Origin of the sequence: Streptomyces sp. P9(2023) (genome assembly GCF_032436795.1) — a bacterium.
Classification (GTDB): domain Bacteria; phylum Actinomycetota; class Actinomycetes; order Streptomycetales; family Streptomycetaceae; genus Streptomyces.
Genome location: NZ_JAUPWM010000011.1, coordinates 126,547 through 149,123 on the forward strand (window position 1 = coordinate 126,547; position 22,577 = coordinate 149,123).

The following is a 22,577-nucleotide window of genomic DNA, read 5'->3' on the forward strand; positions in this document are numbered from 1 at the left end:
GGGGCGTGCGGCGCCCCCGTCGTACGGGTCGACATCCTGTTCCCCCGGCGCCCGGACCCCGGCCGGCCTCCGAGGTCCGGCGATCCGGCGGGCTTCCCACCCGCACCCAGGGACGTTTCCGCTATGAATCCGCTCACTCCGGCCGATCTCTCCGGGGGGAACGGGGCTCCGAATCAGGGGAGTTGAGCAAGCAGCCTGTCCATCCTGCTGCACCGCCTCCCGCTCGCGGAGTACCCTTCCTTGATCGTTGACAGACGGTCGGATCGGGCGTCCAGGAGCAGAAGGCGGTGCGCGGGTGAGCTCGGGAGGTTTGGAGCTGCCGCCAGGTGACGCGGGTCATGAGGGGGGCGCGCCCGACCCCGTGGACGTACCGCCCGGAGCGGTCTCCGTGGCCAGGCCCATGGAGATCGGGGCGGAGCTCGACTGGGGCGCCGAGGCCTGGAGCGAGGTGCGGACCCGCGCCCAGCGGGCCGGGCGGGCCTACATCTGGCTGAATCTCGTCGAGCAGCGGCTGCGTGCCGTGGTGGCCGCCGTACTGCGCCCGGTGTACGAACCGGTGCACGGCGAGGACTGGGTGGTGGCCGCCGCCGGACCCGCGGGCCAGGAGTGGGTCCAGCGCGCCGTCGCCGTCCGGGAGGTCTCGCGGCGCAAGGGCTACCTCCTCGACCCGGCCGACGACAACACCCTCAGCTTCCTCACGCTCCCGCAGCTGCGGGAGCTGATGGTGCAGCACTGGCCGTGCTTCGAGCCGTACTTCGACGACCGGCGCGAGGTCGAACTGGCCCTGGACGAGCTGGAGGTGACGCGCAACGTCGTCTCCCGCAACCGCGCCCTCTCGCTGACCGTGCTCGCCCAGTCCGAACGGGCCTCCGCCCGCCTCCTGGAGATCCTCGGCAGCGGGGCGGGCGTGCCGTCCGCCGACCGGCTGCCGGTCGACGCGGTCGAGGACCTGGTGGGCGACCGGTACGCGGACGTGGTCTCCGTCCATCCCGACCGGGTGCGGCTGCAGCGCCAGCTCCCGGCCGAGGACCTCTTCGGCGGGGCCCGCCGCCTCGACGCCACGGGGATAGGCCTGAACCTCCTCGTGCAGAACTTCTCGGGGCGGCGCCTGGTGCGGCTCGCCGAGTCCGGCTGCCGCATACGCCTGCTCTTTCTGAACCCGGCGAGCAGCGCCGTCAAGCGGCGCGAGCGCGAACTGGGGCTGAAGAAGGGCGAGCTGAGCCGCTCGGTGGAGATGAACATCCTCCACATGCGGCGGGTGCGGTCCCTGCTGCGCGACCCGGGCGCCTTCCAGATCCACGTTTTCGACGAGACCCCGCGCTTCACGGCGTACCTGGTCGACGGGGACGGACCGGACGGGGTGGCCGTCATCCAGTCGTATCTGCGGAAGGCGCGGGGGATGGAGGCGCCGGTGCTCGTGCTGCGCGGGGGCGGGCGGAACCTGGTGCGTTCCGGACAGCAGGAACGTGACGGAGAATACGGACTTTTCTCGACATATCGCGAGGAGTTCGAATCGGTCTGGCTCGACTCCCGCCCGGTCTCCTGAGGCCGGGGGCCCGTCCGGCCCGTCCGCCGGGGCCCGTCCGCCGAGGGCGTTGTCAGTGGCTCGTGCGAGGGTGTTCAGCACCACGGGGGAGATCACGTAAGGAGGCCCGATGGCTTGGCACGGGGAACCGCTGGTCGGATTCGACCTGGAGACGACCGGTACGGAACCGCTGGAGGCGCGGATCGTGACCGCCTCGATCGTCGGCGTCCACCGCGGACGGGTGACGCGGCAGCGGGACTGGCTCGCCGACCCCGGGATCCGTATCCCGGCGCAGGCGTCCGCGATCCACGGCATCAGCAGCGAGCGGGCGGCGGCCGAGGGCCGGCCGGTGGTCGAGGTGGCCGACGAGATCGCCGAGACCCTGACGGGGTACTGGAACCAGGGCGTCCCGATCGTGGCGTACAACGCCTCGTTCGACCTCACGCTCCTCTCCGCCGAGCTGCGCCGCCACGGACTGCCCTCGCTGAGCGAGCGGCTCGGCGGCGCCCCGATAGGCCCGGTCGTCGACCCGTACACCATCGACCGGGCCGTCGACCGGTACCGCAGGGGGAAGCGGACCCTGGAGGCGGTCTGCGTCGAGTACGGCGTCGTCCTCGAAGCGGCGCACCAGGCGGCCGCCGACGCGCTGGCCGCCGTGCGGGTCGCCGTCGCGATAGCCGAGCGGCACGCGAGCGTCGCCGCGCTGACCCCGGCCGAGCTGCACGGGCGTCAGATCGACTGGTACCGCGCGTGGGCCGAGGACTTCCAGGGCTTCCTGCGCCGCAAGGGCAGCCCGGAGGCGGTCGTCGACCCGACGTGGCCCCTGCGGGAGCTCACACCGGTGGCGCGCTGACGCCACGACGGGGGACGGCCGTACGACCTCTACTTGGGGTGGACCTCGATCTCGGCGATGCCCGAGCCGAGGCTCGAACAGTGCGCGGTCGACTGTCCGGAGTCGCCCGGGGCGAGGGTCACGTGCTCACCGTCCGGGTCCGGCGACCAGCCGCAGATCAGGTGGACCCAGAAGGTCTGGGTCACGCCGCTGTTGTTGGTGCACAGCGCCCAGCCGGTGTAGTCGTCGATGTTGTGCTTCCCGGTCTCGCACGCGAACCCCGGCGGCTCGGCGGACGGAGCGGCGGTGGCCGTGGACATGCTGAAGGGCAGCGCGAGAGCGAGGGCCGCGGAGACGGTGAGGCCGGCGCGCAGCGCGACGCCCGCCTTCCTGTTCATGAGCTTCACGATGGTTCTCTCCCTGAGGTCGGGCGGATGCCTTCCCCACCCTTCCGCGCGCCGGGAGGACGAAAACAGCGCCCGATTTCACGCTGAGTCAGCGAAAGGTTCCGGCACATCGGCGCCCGCGGGTCCGGCCCGGGTCAGCCGATCGGGTTCTCCGCCAGGAAGTCCAGGAGCAGCGTGTTGATCCGGTCCGGCTGGTCCAGCTGGAGCCAGTGGCCCGCGTTCTCCACGCGCTCATAGCGCCAGGTGCCGTCCACGTGCTTGCCGGTGCCGGTCATCGACTGCTCGGTCATGAAGCGGTCGCCGGTCGACCAGATGCCGAGGACGGGGCCCGGCACCGGCGGGAGGGGCAGGGCCGGACCGAACTGCACCTCGGCGGGGAGGCCCGCCCGGTAGATGTTCAGCGCGGCCGTCAGCGCGCCCGGCGCCCGCAGCGGTTCGAGGATCGCGTCCGCGTCAGGGTGCTCGCCGAGCATCTCCCGGAGGTTGGCGAAGTCCTCCCGCGCGAGCCAGTCCTCGGCGATCCCCGGGAACTGGAAGAGGATCATGTACCAGGAGCGCTGCTTCTGCTCGAAGCCCGCGTCCCGGATGGCCGCCAGGTGCCCCACCGACAGGATGCTCAGGGACGCCACCCGCTCGGGCGTCACCTGGGCGAGGCCCTGGACGATGCCCGAGCCCCAGTCGTGCCCGACGAGATGGACCCGGTCGATGCCGAGCCGGGCCAGGAGCTCCAGCAGGTCGCCGACGTGCTTGGCCGGGTGGTACGCCTCATGGCCGCCGTCCGGCCGGCCTGAGGCGCCGAAGCCCCGCAGGGTCGGGGCGACGCACTTGTACCCGGCCGCCGTCAGGGCCGGCACCTGGTGGCGCCAGAGATCGCGGCTGTCGGGGAAGCCGTGCACCAGCAGGACGGCCGGGCCGTCGCCGCTCACCTCGACGTCGAGCGTCACCTCGGACAGTTCCACGCGCATCACAACACTCCGTTCATGAGTGGGACTTCGCGAGCCGACCCCCGACCTGGTGTCAGAAGGGGTACCACCGGACCGTGGGATCAGCCTCCCGCAGCGACGCCACCCGGCGCTCGAATTCGGCCAGCGCCTTGGGGTTCGTCGGCGCGTGCTGCGCCACCCAGGCGCAGCTCGCGGTCTCCCGCGCCCCGCGCAGCACCGCGCACCCCTCCCACTCCCGGACGTCCCAGCCGTACGCCTCCGTGAAGGCGTCGTACGCGGCGGGGTCGAGTCCGTACCGGTCGCGGGAGAGGGCGAGCACCACCAGATCGTGTTCGCGCAGATCGGAGGAGAAGGTCTCCAGGTCGACCAGGACCGGTCCGTCCGGGCCGACATGGACGTTACGGGGGAGGGCGTCGCCGTGGATCGGGCCGGGGGTGAGGCGTGGGGTGAGCGCGGCAGCCGCCGGGGCGAAGGAGTCGCGGCGCTCGCGCAGGAAGGCGGCGTCGGCCGGGTCGATCGCGTCGCCCGCCAGCCGCAGCCACCGCTCGACCCCGCCGAGGAGTTCGCGGCGCGGGAGCGTGAAGCCGTCCGGCTCGGGCAGGGCGTGGATCCGGCGCAGCAGGGGTGCCAGGTCGCGGGGCTCGGCGGGGCGCAAGGCCTCGGGCAGCCGGTGCCAGAGGGTGATCGGATAGCCGTCGACCAGGCGGGGCTTCGGCTCCGCCGCCCGTACGGCCGGGATGTCCGTCTCCACCAGCCAGGCCGCGAGCGCGAGTTCCCGCTCGGCGCGGGGGAGCAGCTCCGCGTCCCGGCCGATCTTCACCACGAGCTCGCCCACGGCGAAGACCGCGTTCTCCCCGAGCGCGAGCAGCCGCGCCTCCCGCTCCCGCGCGGCAGGCTCCCGCGCCTCCGGGCCCTGGGCTTCAGGCTCCCGCGCCTCGGACCCGCCCGCCGCGCTGTCCGTCGACAGCCCCGCGGCGGCCAGGATCTCCCGTGCGCGCGCCTCGTCCATCCGTCTCTCCCAGCTGCCCCGATGCCTGTGCGAATCAGCCAAAGTCTCGCATCCATGCAGGTTGCCTTGACGAACCGACGGCTCGTCAGGACCATGACGGAGGCCGATGCAACGTCGTAAAAGGTGCAAAGAGGTCTATCTGGTGGGTGTGGCGACCGCAACGAAGCGGTCCGGCGGAACGACGGCCGCCGGCCCGAGACCGGGTCCCGGGCGGGACTTCGGCGCCTGGTTCCTCGTCCTGCCCGCGCTCCTCCCCATCCTGGTCCTCAGCGTCGGCCCGCTGCTCTACGGCATCGCGCTCGCCTTCACCGACTCCCAGTCCGGCCGGACGCAGCCCACCCAGTGGGTCGGCACCCTCAACTTCCAGGACCTGCTGCACGACACCCTCTTCTGGGACTCGTTCCGCATCGGCCTGCTCTGGGCCGTCGGCGTCACCGTGCCGCAGTTCCTGCTCGCCCTCGGCCTCGCGCTGCTGCTCAACCAGAAGCTCCGCTTCCGCTGGCTGGCCCGAGCGCTCGCGATCATCCCCTGGGCCATGCCCGAGGTCGTCGTCGGCATCATGTGGCGGCTCGTCTACAACCCGGACGCGGGCATCCTCAACGAGACCATCCGTGACCTCGGCCTCGGCGACGGCCGCGACTGGCTCACCGGGCTCGCCACCGCCCTGCCGGCCGTGATCCTCGTCGGCATCTGGGCGGGCATGCCCCAGACCACGGTCGCCCTGCTCGCCGGCCTCCAGAACACCCCGCACGAACTCCACGAGGCCGCCGCCCTCGACGGCGCCGGCGCCTGGCGCCGCTTCCGCACCGTCACCTGGCCCGCCCTCAGGCCGGTGGCCCTCGCCATCACGGCCCTCAATTTCATCTGGAACTTCAATTCCTTCGCCCTGGTCTACGTCCTGACCAACGGCGGACCCGGCGGCCGCACCCGTCTTCCCATGCTCTTCGCCTACGAAGAGGCCTTCCGCTACGGACAGTTCGGGTACGCCGCCGCCATGGGCTGTGTCATGGTCGCTGTCATCTCCGTGCTCCTCGCCCTCTATCTCGTCGGACGGCTGAAGGGGGACCAGGACCGGTGACCACGTTCCGTACCAGCAGACCGGCGCGATTCGGCCAGTACCTCGCGCTCCTCGCCTATCTGGTCTTCCTCGCCTTCCCGTTCCTCTGGCTGATCTCCACCGCCTTCAAGCCGGCGACCGAACTCGGCTCGCTCCACCCGACCTGGATCCCCGAGGACCCGACCCTCGCCAACTTCCGGCAGGCGTTCGACGAGCAGCCGCTGCTCCAGGCCGCCGGGAACAGCCTGATCGCCGCGCTCTCGGCTGCCCTGATCGCCGTCGTCATCGCCACACCCATGGCCTATGTGATGGCCCGCCACCGCAGCCGGCTCGCGACGGCCGCCACCGGGTGGGTCGTGATCAGCCAGGCGTTCCCCTTCGTCCTGCTGATCATCCCGCTCTTCCTCGTCCTCAAGTACCTGCACCTGATCAACAGCCTCTTCGGCCTGGTGATGGTGTACGTCGTCTGGTCGCTGCCGTTCGCGCTCTGGATGCTGGTCGGGTACGTACGGGCCGTGCCGGCCGAGTTGGAGGAGGCCGCGGCCGTCGACGGCGCCGGGAAGCTCCGTACGCTCGTCTCGGTCACCGCCCCGCTGCTCGCCCCCGGCATCGTCGCCACCGCGCTCTTCGCCTTCATCACCGCATGGAACGAGTTCTTCTTCGCGCTCGTCCTGCTCAAGACCCCGGAGAAGCAGACCTTGCCGGTCGTCCTCACCCACTTCCTCGGCGCGGAGGGCGTCGCCGACCTGGGACCGCTGGCCGCCGCCGCGTTCCTGGCCACGATCCCCTCGCTCGTCATCTTCGCGATCATCCAGAAGCGCATCACGGGCGGGATGCTGGCCGGGGCGGTGAAGTCCTGATGCGGGTACGGAGGTTGGCGGCGGCCGCCGCCACGCTGGCGCTGCTCCTCACCGGCTGCTCGGCGGACGACGAGGGCGACGGCGGTCCGGTACGGCTCCGCTTCCAGTCCCTGGCCTGGCAGAAGGAGTCCGTCGACGCCAACAAGGAACTGGTCGCGGAGTGGAACGCCGCGCACCCGGACATCCAGGTGGACTACGTCCAGGGCAGCTGGGACTCCGTCCACGACCAGCTCCTCACCTCCTTCGAGGGCGGTGAGGCGCCGGACATCATCCACGACGCCTCCGACGACCTGGCCGACTTCGCCTACGGCGGCTACCTCGCCGATCTGACCGGCCTCCTGCCCGGGCGGCTCAAGGCCGCCATCCCCGCCCGCAGTTGGGAGACCACGACCTTCGGCGGCGGGATCTACGGCGTGCCGTTCCTCCAGGAACCGCGCGTGATCATGGCCAACAAGCAGATCCTGGAGTCCTCCGGAGTCCGCCTCCCGACCCCCGAGGAGCCCTGGAGCTGGCCGGAGTTCCGGCAGATCGCCAAGGACCTGACGGCGAGGATGGGCCAGGGGAAGTACGCGATCGCCTGGCCGCTCAAGGAGCCGGTCTCGGTCAGCCTCAACCTGGGTCTCTCGGCCGGCGGACAGCTCTTCCACCGGGAGGCCGACGGGAAGGTGACCCTCCGCTTCACCGAGCAGGACGGCGTCGTGCCCGGCACCATCCACGACCAGGTCAACACCGACCTCAGCGCCTCGCGTTCCACCCTCGGCACCGGCGGCTCGGACGCCCTGCCGGGCTTCTTCGGCGGCAAGTACGCGATGGTCCCGCTGGGCTTCTCGTACCGCCAGCAGATCACCCAGCAGGCGCCCAAGGGCTTCGAGTGGATCGTCCTGCCCGCGCCCGCCGGGGAGGACGGGCTCGCCCAGGGCGTCAGCCCGCAGACGCTCTCCATCGCCGAGGACAGCCGGTACAAGAAGGAGGCGGCCGCCTTCCTCGACTTCTTCCTCCAGCCGGACAACATGGTCCGGCTCGCCCGCGGCGACTGGATGCTGCCCACCGGGACGGCCGCGCTCGCGGACCCGTCCCTGCACACCGCTAAGGACGGCTGGGCGACCGGCGCCGCCGTGGCCGAGCATCTGCGCTCCGCGCCCGCGCAGTCGGTCCGCGGCTATCCCGAGTGGAAGGACAAGGTCGCCACCCCGGCCTACCAGGAGTACTACAGCGGGGCGATCGACGCGGCGGAGCTGCGCGAACGCCTGGAGGAGGACGGCAATCTCGTCCTCGCCCGCTACCAGCGCGACTGACCTGATCTCGACGGTCCCCGACCCGCTCCCACCCTTTCCCGACCCGTTTCGGACAGCCTCTGACAGCCCCTGGGCCCGGCGCGTCGCAACCGGCTGGACGAGACGTCTCGTCTCGTTTACTGTGGATCCATGACCTCCACCCCGCGCCCCGCCCATATCGCCATGTTCTCCATCGCCGCCCACGGTCATGTGAACCCGAGCCTGGAGGTGATCCGCGAGCTCGTCGACCGAGGCCACCGCGTCAGCTATGCCATCCCCGCCTCCTTCGCCGAGAAGGTCGCCGCGACCGGCGCCACCCCCGTCGTCTACCGCTCCACCCTCCCGACCGACGACGACCCGGACGCCTGGGGCACCGAACTGATCGACCATGTCGAACCATTCCTCGCCGACGCGATCCAGGCCCTCCCGCAGCTCGCCGAGGCCTTCGACGCCGACCGGCCGGACCTCGTCCTGCACGACATCACCGCCTACCCGGCGCCGGTCCTCGCACACCGCTGGGGCGTCCCCGTCGTGGGACTCTGGCCGAATCTCGTCCCCTGGGAGGGGTACGAGGAGGAGGTCGCCGAGCCGATGTTCGCCGAACTCAAGGCATCCGAACGGGGAAAGGCGTACTACGACCGCTTCGGGAGCTGGCTCACCGAGCAGGGCGTGGACACCCACCCCGACCGGCTGATCGCCCGGCCCCGGCGCGCCCTCGTCCTCATCCCGAACGCCCTCCAGCCGAACGCCGACCGGGTGGACGAATCCGTCTTCACCTTCGTCGGCGCCTGCCAGGGGGAGCGGGCCGACCAGGGGGAGTGGAGGCGTCCCGCGGACGCCGAGAAGGTCCTGCTCGTCTCGATGGGCTCGGCCTTCACCAAGCTGCCGGACTTCTACCGGACGTGCCTCGCCGCCTTCGGCGACCTGCCCGGCTGGCACGTGGTGCTCCAGATCGGCGCCTTCGTCGACCCGTCCGAACTGGGCGAGATCCCGGCCAACGTCGAAGTGCACTCATGGGTCCCCCAGTTGGCCATCCTCAAGCAGGCCGACGCCTTCATCACCCACGCCGGCGCCGGCGGCAGCCAGGAGGGGCTCGCCACCGCCACCCCGATGGTCGCCGTCCCGCTGGCGACCGACCAGTTCGGCAACGCGGACATGCTCCAGTCCCTCGGGGTCGCCCGCCGGCTGGACATGGAGGAGGTCACCGCGGAACTTCTTCGCGAATCGGTACGCACCCTCCTCGGCGACCCCGAGGTGGCGGTCCGCGCCAAGGGGGTCCAGGAGCGGATGGCGCGCGAGGGCGGCACGCACCGCGCCGCACATCTCATCGAGGCCGAACTGCCGTAATCCGAGCCGAAGATGGCCCCCGGGTGAATCCGGGGGCCCTTCTATGTGCCTGAGTTGGGCGAGTTGGTCGATTTTGTTATTACGAAGACTTGTTGCTTAAGTCACAGCTGTATGAAGGTCTTGATTTGCACTCGTCAATGAGCAAGGGTTTCGAGGCAGCCACCGGAGAACTTCCTTCCAGTGGCTCAACCCCCCACAAATCCTGACGAGGAGACCCCTCTTCATGGCAATACACAAGCGTGTACGCCGTACCAAGCTCATCGCCGTCTCGACCGCGATCGCAGCCGCAGCCGGAGTCACCGTCCTCACGAGTCCGTTCGCCGGCGCGGCCCCCACGCCCGCCCTCGGAACGGTCTACGGTCTCGGCGTCGAAGGCGCCGTGGCCGGCAGCTACATCGTTCTGCTGGACGAGAAGGCCGACAAGGGCGAGCTCGCGGAGGAGTACGGCGGCACCCTGCGCCGCAGCTACGACTCCGCCGTCAACGGCTTCTCGGTCAACGGCCTTTCGGAGACCGAGGCCAAGCGCCTCGCCGCCGACCCGGCCGTGGCCAAGGTCGTCCAGAACAAGAAGTTCTCCATCAACGCGACCCAGGAGAACCCGCCGTCCTGGGGTCTGGACCGGGTCGACCAGACCGACACCGCCGGCGACAAGAAGTACACCTACCCGGACAACGCGGGTGAGGGTGTCACGGCCTACGTCATCGACACCGGAGTCCGCACCACGCACAAGGACTTCGAGGGCCGCGCCACCTCCGGCTTCGACGCCGTCGACAACGACAACGATGCCTCCGACGGCAACGGCCACGGCACCCACGTCGCGGGCACCATCGCCGGCGCCGCGAACGGCGTCGCCAAGAAGGCGAAGATCGTCGCCGTCCGCGTCCTCGACGACAACGGCTCGGGCACCACCGAGCAGGTCGTCGCGGGCATCGACTGGGTCACCAAGAACCACCAGGGCCCCTCCGTCGCCAACATGAGCCTCGGCGGGGGTGCCGACCCGGCCCTCGACGAGGCGGTGAAGAAGGCCATCGCCTCCGGTGTCACCTTCGGTGTAGCCGCCGGCAACGAGTCCTCGGACGCCGGCGAGGGCTCCCCCTCCCGCGTCCAGGAGGCGATCACCGTGGCCTCCTCCACCAAGGACGACGAGCAGTCCAGCTTCTCCAACTTCGGCTCCGTGGTGGACCTCTACGCCCCGGGCTCGGACATCACCTCGGCGTGGAACGACAGCGACGAGGGCACCAAGACCATCTCCGGTACGTCCATGGCCACCCCGCACGTGGTCGGCGCCGCCGCCGTCTACCTGGCGGCGAACCAGGACGCCACGCCGGACCAGGTCGCCGAGGCGCTCGTCAAGGGCGCCACCCCGGACAAGATCAGCAACCCGACCGGGGGCACCGCCAACAAGCTGCTCAAGATCGTCGAGTAGTGACGGCCCGCTGAACCGGCGGCCGCCGTGCCCTCCCCCACGGGGCACGGCGGCCGCCTTATCGTGTGGGCCATGACAACGACGTACGCCGTGCTGCTGCGCGGGATCAACGTGGGCGGACACCGCAAGGTGCCGATGGCGGAGCTCCGTTCGGTCCTCGAAGGGCTCGGCCACCGGGACGTCCGGACCTATCTCCAGAGCGGCAACGCCGTCTTCACCACCGACGCCGACGGCCCCGGCGACGCGGAACAGACCACCGCGATCGAGGACGCCATCGAGGAGCGCTTCGGCTTCCGCGTCGACTGCCTCGTCCGGGACGCCGCGTATCTCGCCGCCGTCGCCGACGCCTGCCCGTTCCCGGCCGCCGAGCTGGAGGGCAAGCAGCTCCACGTCACGTACTTCTCCGAGCCGGTCGGCCCCGAGCGGTTCGCCTCGATCGACCCGGCGGCCTTCCTCCCGGAGGAGTTCCGGCTCGGCGACCGGGCGCTCTACCTCTACGCGCCGGAGGGTCTCGGCCGGTCCGAACTGGGGGAGGCGCTCGGCAAGCCCGCCCTGGTCAAGGGCCTCGTGGCGACGTCACGCAACTGGAACACCGTGCTCAAGCTGGTGGAGATGACCCGGGGCTGAGCCGCCTGGGTGGTGGAAGGAGGCGGGAAGGAGGCGTACCCACTCCTTTCCACTCTTAACTTATAGCGCACAGGGGGGCTTGCGGCAAGGCCCCGGTCGTGCCGCAGAATCTCAGGCCTTGGCCCGATTCCGCGGACCGAACCGAGGAGATGACCCCCCTGACCACCAGCGCGTTCGACCTTTCCGACCGACTGTCCCCCAAGGCCGACCCGGCGCTGATCGCCGGCGACGAGCGGCACTTCGCGGCCGTCGCGGACTGTCTCGACCAGACGATCGCCGAGGTGTCCGACCGGCTCGACGCCGTCCGCAAGACGCCCGGCGGCGTCGGCCGGGAGGCGATGGAGCGGGACCTGGAGGTCCACCGGCTGACGGCCCGGCTGCGCACCCTGCGCCGGTTCGGGCTCGACCTGTGCCTCGGACACATCGTCCCGGCGGACAGCACCGAGCCCCTCTACATCGGACGACTCGGCCTCACCGACAGCACGGGCCGCCGCCTGCTGATCGACTGGCGCTCGCCGGCGGCCGAACCGTTCTTCGCGGCCACCCACGGCGACCCGATGGGCCTGGCCAGCCGCCGCCGCTACCGCTGGACCGGCGGCCGGATCGGCGACTACTGGGACGAGGTGTTCACCGCCGAGGGGCTCGAAGGGCACGCGGCGCTCGACGACCACTCGGCCTTCGTCGCCGGCCTCGGCGGCAAGCGGTCCGCCCGGATGCGTGACGTGCTCGCCACCATCCAGTCCGACCAGGACGCCATCATCCGGGCCGGTTCCCGCGGCGCCCTCGTCGTCGACGGCGGCCCCGGTACGGGCAAGACCGTCGTCGCCCTGCACCGCTCGGCGTACCTCCTCTACTCCGACCCGCGCCTCGGCCACCGTCGGGGCGGCGTGCTCTTCGTCGGCCCGCACCAGCCCTACCTGAACTACGTCGAGGACGTCCTGCCGAGCCTCGGCGAGGAGGGCGTACGCACCTGCACGCTGCGCGACCTCCTCCCCGAGGGAGCCAAGGCGGCGGCCGAGACCGACCCGGAGGTGGCCCGGCTGAAGTCGACCGCCGACATGGTGCGGGCCGTCGAGAAGGCCGTCCGGTTCTACGAGGAGCCGCCCACCGAGGGGACGACGGTCACGACACCGTGGTCCCAGGTCCGGCTGACCGCCGACGACTGGACCGAGGCGTTCCGCGCGCCCGGGCCGGGCACGCCGCACAACGAGGCGCGCGAGGACATCTGGGAGGAACTCGTCACGATCCTCCTTGACAAGCACAGCGGCGACGTCCCGTCCGATGAGCTGTTCCGGAAGGCGCTGCTCCATGACGAGGAGCTGGTCGGCACCCTCGACCGCGCGTGGCCGGTGATCGACGCCACCGACCTCGTCGGCGACCTCTGGTCGGTCCCCGCCTACCTGCGGATGTGCGCTCCCTGGCTGGACCGCGACGAGGTACGCGCCCTCCAGCGCAAGGACGCCCCGCACGCCTGGACGGTGTCGGACCTGCCGATCCTGGACGCCGCACGGCAGCGGCTCGGCGACCCGGATTCGTCCCTGCGCAAGCGCCGCCACGAGGCCTCCGTCGCCTCCGAACGCGAGCGGATGTCGCAGGTCATCGCCGACGTCATCGCGGCCGACGCCGACGGCGAGGGCGCGGTGACGATGCTGCACGGACGGGACCTCCAGGACAGCCTGATCGACGAGGACGCGCTGTCCGGCGCCGAACGGGAGCCGCTCGACGGCCCGTTCGCCCACGTCGTCGTGGACGAGGCGCAGGAACTGACGGACGCGGAATGGCAGATGCTGCTGCTCCGCTGCCCGTCCAGGAGCTTCACCATCGTCGGCGACCGCGCCCAGGCGCGGGAGGGGTTCACCGAGTCGTGGGAGGAGCGGCTCAAGCGGATCGGGCTCGACCGGATCGAGGTGGCCTCGCTGAGCATCAACTACCGGACACCGGAAGAGGTCATGGCGGAGGCCGAGCCGGCCATCCGGGCCGCGCTCCCGGACGCCAACGTGCCGACCTCCATCCGCAGCAACGGCATCCCGGTGGTCCACGGCTCCGTCGCGGACCGGGACGCGATCCTCGACGGCTGGCTCGCCGAGCACACCGAGGGGATCGCCTGCGTCATCGGCGACCCCGTGTTCCGGGAGACCGCGCGCGTGCGGTCGCTGACGCCCAGCTTGTCGAAGGGGCTCGAGTTCGACCTCGTGGTGGTCGTCGACCCGGAGGCGTTCGGCGAGGGCGTCGAGGGCGCGGTCGACCGTTACGTCGCGATGACCCGGGCGACGCAGCAGCTGGTGGTGCTCACGAGCTAGGGCCGGTCGGCGGTGTCGGCAAGGGCGTTCAGGAGGGTGACATCGGAGGCGTCGAGGCGCAGGTCGGCCGCCTCCAGGTTCTCCTCCAGGTGCGCGAGGGAGCCGGTGCCCGGGGTGGGCAGCAGGACGGGGGAGTGGTGCAGCAGCCAGGCCAGGGCCACCTGGCCCCGGCTCGCGCCGAGCCGCCCCGCGACCGCGTCGAGGGTGTCCGCCGCCGCGCCGGTCAGGGCGCCGTTGGCCAGCGGGAACCAGGGCAGGAACGCCAGGTCGTGCGCGGCGCACAGCTCCAGGACGTCCGCCGACTGCCGGTCGAGCAGGTTGAAACGGTTCTGCACGGACACGACGGAGGCCGTCAGGGCCAGCGCCTCAGCCAGCTGCGCCGCCGTGACCGAGTCCAGGCCGACGTACCGGATCTTCCCCTCGGCGCGCAGCTCGTCCAGCGCGCCGAGCTGGTCCGCCATCGGGACGGCCGGGTCGAGCCGGTGCAGCTGGTAGAGGTCGATCCGGTCGGTCCGCAGCCGTCGCAGGCTCGCCTCGCACATCGCGCGCAGCCGCTCCGGCCGCCCGTCGATGTGCCAGGCGTTGTCACCGGTCCGTACGACGCCGCCCTTGGTGGCGATCACCAGACCGTCCCGGTACGGGTGCAGCGCCTCGGCGACCAGCTCCTCGGCGAGCTCGGGGCCGTAGTTGTCGGCGGTGTCGACGAGCGTGACCCCACGCTCCACGGCCAGCCGCAGCACGGCGACGGCGTCCGCCCGGTCACCGCGTGGTCCCCAGTAGCCCGGGCCGGTCAGCTGGGCTGTGCCGTAACCCAGCCGTCGTACGGGCAGTTGGCCGCCGATCCTGTACGTCTCCGAGATCATGGATGGACGCTACATCAACCGCCGAGGGCGCCCGGCTGTCGCGATTCTTCAAGACCGGGCGGCCGGGCGCTTCGTAGCGTCGACGGCATGAACGACATCCACAGCCACCTCACCGTCTGCGCCGCGGAGGCCGCCCGCGTCGCCCGGGGCGTCACCGCCGAGCAGCTCGGCCGACCCTCCGTCTGCGCCGACTGGACCGTGCGCGAACTCGTCAACCACCTCGTCCTCTACTCCTCCCACGGCCTGGAGCGCCGCGCCCTGCGCGAGCAGCTGCCCGAGGCCACCGTCCAGCGGGACTTCACCGCCGACGCCGACTGGGCGGAGGGGTACGCGGCCCAGCTGGACCGGGCGCTCGCGGCCTGGGAGAAGCCGGAGGTCTGGGAGGGCGACGTCGACACCGGCCACATGACCATGCCGGCGACGGTCATCGCCTCGCTGATCGTCAAGGAACTCACCCTGCACGGCTGGGACCTGGCCCGCTCCACCGGCGAACGGTTCACCGTGCCCGACGCCACGGGCACGTTCGTCCTCGCGGTGGTCGAGGAGCACGCGGAGCTCTACCGCCGGTACGAGGGCTTCGCCGCACCCGTCCCCGTACCGGAGAACGCGACCGACTTCGAGCGCGCCCTCGCCACCAGCGGCCGTGACCCGCGCGCCTGAGCGTCAGGGGAGCGGGTACGTGACGACGGCGCGCGCCGGGCTCGGGAAGCGGTCGGGGGCGAGCGTCGAGCGTTCGACCAGGACGCTGACGGTGGCGTTGGTGTAGTACCAGGCGGGACCGCGCAGGGGCGATCCGCAGAGCCCCACCGGGAGTTCGGGTTCGCCGTCGCCGAGCGCGTAGTGGTCGCCGTGCTTTCTGTCGAAGAGCGGGGCGCCGGGCGGGAGGATGCCCGTGCGGTGCAGGTAGTCCGGTATCCGGCTGCTCAGGAAGGAGACTTCGGCCCGGCCCTTCCGGGTGACGTGGTGGACGTCGGAGGCGTCGTCCGGGAGCGCCACGCCCCCGGGGGCGATCACGGCGGGCAGCGCTCGCTCGCTCCCCTCGCACGCCCGGGCATCGCCGAAGGGGCTGAACAGCTCGTCCTGGAACAGCCGGACGAGCCCGCCGACCGGCACCGTGAGCACCAGCACGGCGATCGCGAGGCGTCGCAGTCCGCGGCGGGACCGCGACCCGCGCCTCTCTTCGTCCAGCACCGTTCCGTCCACGTGCCGCCCTCACCCCTCGATCGTGTCGCTCCGCTTCGGGGAGCGTAGGCCCGTCGTGGGCGTGATCCGGATGTGATCGGCACGCCCGTAGCCTCCTTGTGATCACGGGAGTTCGCGGCGGCGCGGCGGATACGGGGGGCGGGACATGACATACCGGAGAGCGGCGATACCGGCACTGGCCGGGGGACTTCTGCTCACGGCGCTGCTGTGGTGGGCGGGGGCCAGTGGACAGGCGTTGCACCTGCAGGGCACCACGAGCGTGCTCGGCGGCGGGGCGACCGCCGAGCTCCAACACTGGCTCCTGCCCTGGGCGTACGACCCGCCGGCCGCGTACGGACCGGGCGCCGAGGTGTCCGGCGGGATCGGGGACACGGCAACGGCCGACAGCAGCCGCTACCTCTCGCTCCACACCACCGGGATGCAGATCCGGTTCGCGGCGGTCTTCGCCTTCTTCGTGCCCGGCGCGCTGCTGCTGATCCGCAGGCTGCCGCCGGTGCACGGCCGGCTGCCGGCCACGCTGCTCGGGCTGTGGGCGTGGGGGCTCGTGGCCGGAACCCTGGCGGTGACGGTCTCCGCGCCGTGGCTGATCGCGTCGAACGGGCGCGGCGGCTACCGCTTCCTGCCGAACCTGGCGGCGGCGATCTCGTCCGGGCGCCAGGTCCTGGTCGTGACCGCGCTGGTCACGGCGGCGGTGACGGTGCTCGTCGCGCGGGTCGCCGTCAAGGGCGCCGATCCGCAGCCGCGGCGCACGGTCCCGGCCCGCGCGGCCCGGCTTTCGGCCACCGCGGGGACGGCCGTCGTCGCGCTGTCGCTGGTGGTCCTCTCGTACGAAACGGTCGCCGCGGCCATGCAGACGGTCTCCCCGGACGGCGGCTTCCTCGCCGAGCCGGGGGACCTGTTGCGGCAGTGGCTGCTGCTCGGCGGGTGGGCGGGGCCGGCCGGCGGCTCGCTCGGCGACTGGCTCCTGTACCGGACCGCCGACGTGCTGCTGCTCGCGGTGGTGTGGTGGGCGCTGCGCGTCCTGCCCGGGCTGCTCACCCGGGCCACGCTCCCGGCGATGGCGGTCGGCGCCGTCTGCGCGACCGTCCTCGGTCTGCTGGCGAGCCAACTCCTGCGGATGGCGACGAACGAGGCGGGCCTGCGCTGGGGCGTGATCCGGCTCTTCGACGGCCTCGGCGGCGGCGTTCCGGCGGCCCTGACGTGCGGTGTGGCGGCGGGCTTTGCGGCCACGATCACGCTACGGGTGAGCCGGCGCGGAGCCCCGGTACCGGACGAGGGCCCGACGGACTAAGAGGTGTTCCGTAGTTACGCGCAGTCGATCGCGAGGTTGTGCGTACGGAGACGGCGCGGGTGGTGGAGTTGATCGTGTCGCCGCGTCGGCGGTGCTGGCGCAGTACGCGGTAGTCCTTGAGTCGGGCGATGCCGTGCTCGGCCCGCGCCCGGCGCTTGGCGAACGGCTTGCTCTTGGTCTTGCTGGTGGTGACCTCGGGGGCGCTGCGGTAGGCGCCGTCCCCGGTGGTCAGGCGGTGCCCGGCGACCTGCTCGGCCATGGTGGCGCGGAAGGCGATGATGTCGTTGCGGTTGCCGGTCCATGCGTCGCCCACGGCGATGACGCGCCGGTCGCGGGCACGGAAGACGAACTGGACGTTCACGCTGCGGCGGTAGTTCCTGGAGCACTCGGTCATCGTGTGGTCTTCCACGGGGATGAGTGTGCCGTCCACGACCCACAGGTCCGAGCGGTTGCCGCCGGGCGGTTCGAGTAGCCCGGCGACCAGTGGCGTCATGCAGTCGATGATGCGGTGCACGGGTGGCGATGCCGCAAGGAAGGCTTTGACGGGGAGTCCGGTCCAGTGGAGCAGGGAGCGGGGCCGCAGGCTGGTGGCGTTGATCTTCGACGCGAACGGACAGAACGACGTATTAGGTCAATTACTTCCCGTTCTCAAATAAGTCACTTAATCTCCCCGCTTCGGGTGCGCGCTGCGCCAGGCGTCCAGCCGGTCCACCGGCCACAGCGGGGTGCGGCCGACGTAGACGGGGGCGGGGAAGTCGGCGCGGCTGCTGTTGAGGTTGTAGACGTGCTGGACGGTGACCTTGAGTCGTGCCGCTGCCTGCTTGGCGTCTTCATATCCAGGAATTGTGATGGCCATGAATCCGATTCTACCTCGGTTGCCATAGCTCAACTACTCACATACTGTGTCGTAGGTCAACTAATTGTGACGGGGGGTGATGGTCATGCAGGCTGCCCAGACGCGGCGGAAGTTCCGGGGCAAGAACAAGGCTCCGAGGTGGAAGAAGCCCGACGACGGGATGGTGTCGGTGATGGTGCTGCCGCTGGCCGTCACCGACCCCGCCGATCTCGCCCGCGTGGAGAATCTGTTCGGCTCTATGTGGTCGGTCAAGCGGGCCGCCCAGCGTGACGCCCGCGCCAAGACCGATGCCTACTGGTCCGCGTTCCACGAGCGGAACGAGGATGGGGCGAAGGCCGTACGGCAGCGCCTGGGCCTGTCCCGCGAATCTCTGGAGCGGTGCGCGTACAAGCACCTCGAAGATGCCGGGCACCTCAAGCACCACGCCTCGAAGGCTCTGTCCATGCATATGGCCGATGAGGTGTGGAACGGCGTGCAGCGGCACCTGTTCCCTGACGCCACCGGCAAGCGGCACGGTCGCCCGAAGACGGGCCGCCGACAGGACTTCACCCGCATCCCCGGCCGGGCCCGCTCCCACACCGCCGACCGCAAGTGGGAGACCTTCCGCCTCGTCGGCTCGCTGCACGGCCACGTCATGGCCTACACCGACGGCGGTCAGCACGCCTTCGCCCAGCCTCGCCGTCTGCGAGTGCCGGCGGCGCCGTCCGGCGTTGTTCCCACGGGCACGACCACGGCGTCGGGGAAGCCGGGCACCCGGAAGGCCACGTGGTGGGACCACACGGGCCCGCTCGCGGTGGTGTTCGCGGGCGGCCCCGACGGCAGCCGGGGTGACCTCGTGCTCCCGGTGCGTATCCCGCAGCAGCCGGGTCAGTGGGCCCGCGTCGAACACTTCCTGTCGAATCCCGGCCGCTGGCACAAGGTCGATCTTGTGCGTCGCCGCAAGGCGTCCGCGCCGGGCGGCTGGGTGTACGAGGCGCACCTGATGATCCTCGGCCCCGGCTACACCTCCCCCGCCGTACAGCAGATGCGCCAGCGGGCCGCCGGGATGGACAGGATCGCCGGGGTGGACGGCAACGTCTCCAACGTCTCGATCGTCTCCATGCCAGCCAGCCTCGCCCCCGCCGACGGCGAGCCGGAGTCCACCGAGATCACCCTGAGCCCCGCCGAACAGGCCCTTCTGGAGCAGGCAGCGAAGAAGCGGCGCGGCCGTGCGCGGGCACTGGAGCGCTCCCGCCGGGCGACGAACACCGCACAGTACGGCCTGTCGAAGAAGCAGACCCGACGTGCCGAACACCGGGCCTCCAAGGGTCTCACGCCCAAGGTCGTCACCGTGCCCGGTGGTGCCCGCGCTGCCCGGTCGGACGGGGTGCCGAAGCAGGCGTTCCGCCGCGACCGGCTGTCCACCGAGTACCGGGGCCTACGCGCCCGGCAGGCCGAATCCGCCGCCTCGGCCGCCGAGCACCGACGCCATCGCGCCCGCCTCCTCGCCCGCGAGATCATCGCCGCTCACGGCCCCGTCCTCGTGGTCGAGGACTGCGACATCCGCACCTGGTACCGACTGTGGGGCAAACGCCTCTCCCAGACCACCCCCGGCCTGCTGATCTCGGCCCTTGAGCGCGAGTGCACCGCTGCGGGCGGGCGTCTCGTACGGGCCTCCACCTGGTCCACCGCACTGTCTCAGCACTGCCTGTGCGGCGAGCGCGTGAAGAAGACCCTCCGCGACCGTGAGCACAAGTGCATCGCGTGCGGCCTCGCCGGGAAACGCGACCTCGTGTCCGCCGCCCTCGCCGCGTTCGTCCGCTTCGCCGACGTGGACGACCCCAAGACCGCGTACCTGGACACCACCGCGTCCCGGCACGCACAGATCGTTTTCGCCCAAGGGCTGGAAGAAGCCCTGCGGGAGTCAACCGCACCGAGCCAGAACACCGTTCGCGGTGCTGGTCATGCGGCAGTCCCACGGCAACGTGAGACCTCTGCTCCCCGAACCGCCGGACGACGGTCCCGAGCAACCCCGGATGAGACACGCCCTGGGCGTGACCACGCCGGAAAGCCCGGACACCGCCCCGGCCGCAACCCACAGCTCACCCTCTGGTGAATTACGGATCAAGTCTTAGGCGACGGCCACGCGCTCGGTGTCGGTGGTGCGGCACTCGTCGTAGCGCCGGATCAGCAGCCGGGCCAGCTCCGGGGACGGGCCGAGCACGTCGGCCAGGACGTCGGCGTCCGCTGCGCCCGCCGCGATGCGGTCGGGCAGGCGGCCGGGGGCGATGACATAGGGGGCCACCGCCACCCGGCGCACGCCGTCGGCACGCATCGCCCGGACCGCGTCCTCGGTCCTCGGGAGAGATGCGGAGGCGAACGCAGGCCGCACGGAGCACCAACCGGTGCGCCGCAGCTCCCGCGCCGTTTCTGCGATCGCTGCGATCGCCTCCGGGTCTGTGGATCCCGCCGAGGCCAGGACGACCCCGGTCGAGCGCTTCATCTCGTCGACCGCCCGACGCCACGCGGTGGTTCCGGCCGGGGGTCCGGGGGTTGCCCCCCGGGAGGACGCAGTTGCGGTCGCTGCGATCGCCTCCGGGTCTGTGGATCCCGCCGAGGCCAGGACGACCCCGGTCGAGCGTTTCATCTCGTCGACCGCTCGACGCCACGCGGTGGTTCCGGCCGGGGGTCCGGGGGTTGCCCCCCGGGAAGGCACAGTTGCGGTCGCTGCGATCGCGGGCGTGAGGCCGGCCTCGTACAGGCGGCGTTCCACCGCGGCTATCAGCAGCGGGGACGGGCCCAGTACCTGCGCCTGGCGGATCCGGAGGGCCGGCGGGGCCTCCCGCAGGACCGCCGGGATGTCGGACTTCGCGTGGAAGGCGCGGGTCAGCAGCAGCGGGAGCGCGACCACGTCCCGTACGCCCTCGGACGCGAGCCGGTCGAGCACCCCGGCCACCGACGGCAGGTTGAAGTCCAGGAACGCCGTCTCCACCCGCAGCCCCGGCCGCAGCGACCTGGCCTGCCGCACCAGGGCGTGCACGGTCGCGGCGTGCCGCGGGTCGCGGCTGCCGTGGGCGACGACGAGAAGGACCTCGGACATGGCGCCGCTCAGCCCTTCACCAGCAGACCGCGACCGCGCAGCACCGCGCGCTCCAGCGGGCTGAAGATCAACAGGTCGATGGCGACGCCGACCAGCAGGATCAGGATGATCGCGAGGAAGATGCCCGGCATGTCGAAGTTGTTCCGGCCGTTCTCCAGCAACTGGCCGAGGCCGAGCCCCAGATCCGGCGACGATGCGATGATCTCGGCGGCCATCAGCGACCGCCACGAGAACGCCCAACCCTGCTTCAGGCCCGCGAGGTAGCCCGGCAGCGCGGCCGGCATCACGATGTGCCAGGCCCCCCGCAGCCCGGTCGCGCCGAGCGTGCGCCCGGCCCGCAGGAAGAGCGGCGGCACCTGGTCGACCCCGGCCACCAGGCCGTTCGCGATCGACGGCACCGCGCCCAGCAGGATCACCGCGTACATCATCGAGTCGTTGAGGCCGATCCACAGCACCGCCGGGGCGACCCACGCCACCGAAGGCAACGACTGCAGACCCGCGAGGACCGGACCGATCGCCGCGCGGACGAACCGCACCCGGGCGACCAGCAGACCCAGCGGCGTACCGATGGCGAGCGCCATCAGGAAGCCGAGCAGGGCGCGCGACACGCTCGTCCAGAGGACCCCGAGGAGCGTGCCCTCCAGCCACATGGTCTTCAGGCTGTCCCAGACCGCGAGCGGCGCCGGCAGCTTCGACTCGTCCGTGACCTCAAGGGTCACGAGGAGCTGCCAGACGGCGATGACGAGCAGCACCGCCACGACCGGCGGCAGGACCTTCTTGAGCAGGACCTCGCGCACCGGCGTACGGCGCACCTGCACCGCGTCCAGCGCGTCGAGGCCGGCTTCGAGGCCCGCCAGGTCGTCGGGCTTCGCGGCCCTCGTCTCAGTGCTGGCCATGACGGCGGATCTCCCCACGCAGTTCTTCGGTGATCTCGACGGACAGTTCCGCCACGTCGGCGTCCTCGATACGGCGCGGCTGCGGGATGTCGATGGTCCACTCCCGCGCGATCCGCCCCGGCCGCGACGACAGCAGCACCACACGCTCGGCAAGCCGCACGGCCTCGCGCACGTTGTGCGTCACGAACAGGACCGAGAGGTTCGTCTCGCGCCAGATCCGGGTCAGCTCGTCGTGCAGCACGTCCCGCGTGATGGCGTCGAGCGCCGCGAACGGCTCGTCCATCAGCAGCAGGTCGCTGTCCTGGGCGAGCGCCCGGGCAAGGGCGACGCGCTGGCGCATGCCGCCGGACAGCTCGTGCACCCGCTTGCGGTACGAGCCGCCGAGCCGCACCAGGTCGAGCAGCCGCTCGGCCTCCCCGCGCCGCTCGGACTTCGGCACCCCGCGCAGCCGCAGGGCGAGCTCGATGTTCTTGCCCGCGGTCAGCCACGGGAAGAGGGCGTGCTCCTGGAACATCAGGGCGGGCCGGCCGCCGGGGGTCTCGATGGACCCGGCGGAGGGCCGGTCGAGCCCGGCGACCAGGTTGAGCAGGGTGGACTTTCCGCAGCCGGAGGCGCCGAGCAGGGTGACGAACTCGCCCGGGGCGACATCGAGCGAGATGTCGTCGAGGACGAGCTGCCCCCCGGCGGGTCCGCCGAAGGACTTCGAGACGTGCTCGATCCGGGCGGCGTGTGTCACCGCCACACGGTCCTCGGCCTTGGCGAGCGTCGCGGTCGTGGCCAT

Annotated in this window: 22 protein-coding genes; 12 read left to right on the plus strand and 10 right to left on the minus strand. The window is 71.5% G+C overall.

The window, feature by feature from the left end; translation table 11 throughout:
- Positions 1–295: 295 nt before the first annotated feature.
- Complete coding sequence (locus Q5762_RS17905) at positions 296–1,546, plus strand: SAV2148 family HEPN domain-containing protein (protein WP_315893131.1); 1,251 nt, start codon at positions 296–298, stop codon at positions 1,544–1,546.
- Between the two features lie 109 nt (positions 1,547–1,655).
- Entirely contained in the window at positions 1,656–2,378 is a 723-nt protein-coding gene (locus tag Q5762_RS17910) for a 3'-5' exonuclease (RefSeq protein WP_315893132.1), read from the plus strand.
- A 29-nt stretch (positions 2,379–2,407) separates the two neighbouring features.
- Here the strand turns inward: Q5762_RS17910 and Q5762_RS17915 are convergent, their stop codons facing one another.
- From Q5762_RS17915 to Q5762_RS17925, 3 genes are all read right to left on the minus strand, one after another.
- Positions 2,408–2,755: a hypothetical protein gene (locus Q5762_RS17915; protein ID WP_315893133.1), complete on the minus strand. Its 348-nt coding sequence runs from the start codon at positions 2,753–2,755 to the stop codon at positions 2,408–2,410.
- A 143-nt stretch (positions 2,756–2,898) separates the two neighbouring features.
- The gene (locus Q5762_RS17920) at positions 2,899–3,729 is read right to left on the minus strand and encodes an alpha/beta fold hydrolase (protein WP_315893134.1); all 831 of its coding nucleotides are present in this window, start codon (positions 3,727–3,729) and stop codon (positions 2,899–2,901) included.
- Between the two features lie 52 nt (positions 3,730–3,781).
- Complete coding sequence (locus Q5762_RS17925) at positions 3,782–4,717, minus strand: aminoglycoside phosphotransferase family protein (RefSeq protein ID WP_315893135.1); 936 nt, start codon at positions 4,715–4,717, stop codon at positions 3,782–3,784.
- Positions 4,718–4,823: 106 nt separating this feature from the next.
- On the opposite strand from Q5762_RS17925, the gene Q5762_RS17930 reads away from it, so the two are divergent.
- The 7 genes from Q5762_RS17930 (at position 4,824) to helR (ending at position 13,608) form a co-directional block, all read left to right on the plus strand.
- Positions 4,824–5,795 (plus strand): carbohydrate ABC transporter permease, encoded by a 972-nt coding sequence (locus Q5762_RS17930; RefSeq protein ID WP_399495190.1) that lies wholly within the window; start codon positions 4,824–4,826, stop codon positions 5,793–5,795.
- Positions 5,792–6,634: a carbohydrate ABC transporter permease gene (locus tag Q5762_RS17935; protein WP_315893137.1), complete on the plus strand. Its 843-nt coding sequence runs from the start codon at positions 5,792–5,794 to the stop codon at positions 6,632–6,634. The genes Q5762_RS17930 and Q5762_RS17935 overlap by 4 nt, the downstream gene beginning before the upstream one ends.
- On the plus strand, positions 6,634–7,929 hold the full coding sequence (locus Q5762_RS17940; RefSeq protein WP_315893138.1) for an extracellular solute-binding protein: 1,296 nt from the start codon (positions 6,634–6,636) through the stop codon (positions 7,927–7,929). Before Q5762_RS17935 ends, Q5762_RS17940 begins: the two co-directional genes overlap by 1 nt.
- Positions 7,930–8,058: 129 nt before the next feature.
- Positions 8,059–9,255, plus strand: coding sequence for a macrolide-inactivating glycosyltransferase (gene mgt, locus Q5762_RS17945; RefSeq protein WP_315893139.1), 1,197 nt, complete (start codon positions 8,059–8,061; stop codon positions 9,253–9,255).
- Between the two features lie 223 nt (positions 9,256–9,478).
- A complete protein-coding gene (locus Q5762_RS17950) occupies positions 9,479–10,681 on the plus strand; it encodes a S8 family serine peptidase (protein ID WP_315893140.1) in 1,203 nt (400 codons plus the stop codon).
- Positions 10,682–10,753: 72 nt separating this feature from the next.
- Entirely contained in the window at positions 10,754–11,308 is a 555-nt protein-coding gene (locus Q5762_RS17955; protein WP_315893141.1) for a DUF1697 domain-containing protein, read from the plus strand.
- Between the two features lie 149 nt (positions 11,309–11,457).
- Positions 11,458–13,608 (plus strand): RNA polymerase recycling motor ATPase HelR, encoded by a 2,151-nt coding sequence (gene helR, locus Q5762_RS17960; protein ID WP_315893142.1) that lies wholly within the window; start codon positions 11,458–11,460, stop codon positions 13,606–13,608.
- Here helR and Q5762_RS17965 read toward each other — a convergent pair.
- Complete coding sequence (locus Q5762_RS17965; RefSeq protein ID WP_315893143.1) at positions 13,605–14,471, minus strand: aldo/keto reductase; 867 nt, start codon at positions 14,469–14,471, stop codon at positions 13,605–13,607. The genes helR and Q5762_RS17965 overlap by 4 nt on opposite strands.
- Positions 14,472–14,558: 87 nt before the next feature.
- Between Q5762_RS17965 and Q5762_RS17970 the strand changes: the two genes are divergently transcribed.
- Positions 14,559–15,131 (plus strand): TIGR03086 family metal-binding protein, encoded by a 573-nt coding sequence (locus Q5762_RS17970; RefSeq protein ID WP_315893144.1) that lies wholly within the window; start codon positions 14,559–14,561, stop codon positions 15,129–15,131.
- A 3-nt stretch (positions 15,132–15,134) separates the two neighbouring features.
- Here Q5762_RS17970 and Q5762_RS17975 read toward each other — a convergent pair whose 3' ends face one another.
- Positions 15,135–15,674, minus strand: coding sequence for a hypothetical protein (locus Q5762_RS17975; protein ID WP_315893145.1), 540 nt, complete (start codon positions 15,672–15,674; stop codon positions 15,135–15,137).
- Positions 15,675–15,819: 145 nt separating this feature from the next.
- On the opposite strand from Q5762_RS17975, the gene Q5762_RS17980 reads away from it, so the two are divergent.
- Complete coding sequence (locus tag Q5762_RS17980) at positions 15,820–16,965, plus strand: hypothetical protein (RefSeq protein ID WP_315893146.1); 1,146 nt, start codon at positions 15,820–15,822, stop codon at positions 16,963–16,965.
- Here the strand turns inward: Q5762_RS17980 and Q5762_RS17985 are convergent.
- Both Q5762_RS17985 and Q5762_RS17990 read right to left on the minus strand, forming a co-directional pair.
- Positions 16,907–17,458: a transposase gene (locus tag Q5762_RS17985; RefSeq protein ID WP_315893147.1), complete on the minus strand. Its 552-nt coding sequence runs from the start codon at positions 17,456–17,458 to the stop codon at positions 16,907–16,909. The genes Q5762_RS17980 and Q5762_RS17985 overlap by 59 nt on opposite strands.
- A gap of 168 nt (positions 17,459–17,626) precedes the next feature.
- Positions 17,627–17,821, minus strand: a complete 195-nt coding sequence (locus Q5762_RS17990) for a hypothetical protein (protein ID WP_315893148.1) — start codon at positions 17,819–17,821, stop codon at positions 17,627–17,629.
- 85 nt (positions 17,822–17,906) lie between these two features.
- On the opposite strand from Q5762_RS17990, the gene Q5762_RS17995 reads away from it, so the two are divergent.
- Positions 17,907–19,916: a transposase gene (locus tag Q5762_RS17995; RefSeq protein WP_315893149.1), complete on the plus strand. Its 2,010-nt coding sequence runs from the start codon at positions 17,907–17,909 to the stop codon at positions 19,914–19,916.
- Positions 19,917–19,931: 15 nt separating this feature from the next.
- On the opposite strand, the gene Q5762_RS18000 is transcribed toward Q5762_RS17995, so the two are convergent.
- The 3 genes from Q5762_RS18000 to Q5762_RS18010 are packed head-to-tail and all read right to left on the minus strand — an operon-like array spanning position 19,932 to position 22,577.
- On the minus strand, positions 19,932–20,900 hold the full coding sequence (locus tag Q5762_RS18000; RefSeq protein ID WP_315893150.1) for a sirohydrochlorin chelatase: 969 nt from the start codon (positions 20,898–20,900) through the stop codon (positions 19,932–19,934).
- An 8-nt stretch (positions 20,901–20,908) separates the two neighbouring features.
- Positions 20,909–21,796 carry an ABC transporter permease gene (locus tag Q5762_RS18005; protein ID WP_315893151.1) on the minus strand — a complete coding sequence of 296 codons (888 nt, stop codon included), beginning with the start codon at positions 21,794–21,796 and terminating at the stop codon, positions 20,909–20,911.
- A complete protein-coding gene (locus tag Q5762_RS18010; protein WP_315893152.1) occupies positions 21,783–22,577 on the minus strand; it encodes an ABC transporter ATP-binding protein in 795 nt (264 codons plus the stop codon). Before Q5762_RS18010 ends, Q5762_RS18005 begins: the two co-directional genes overlap by 14 nt.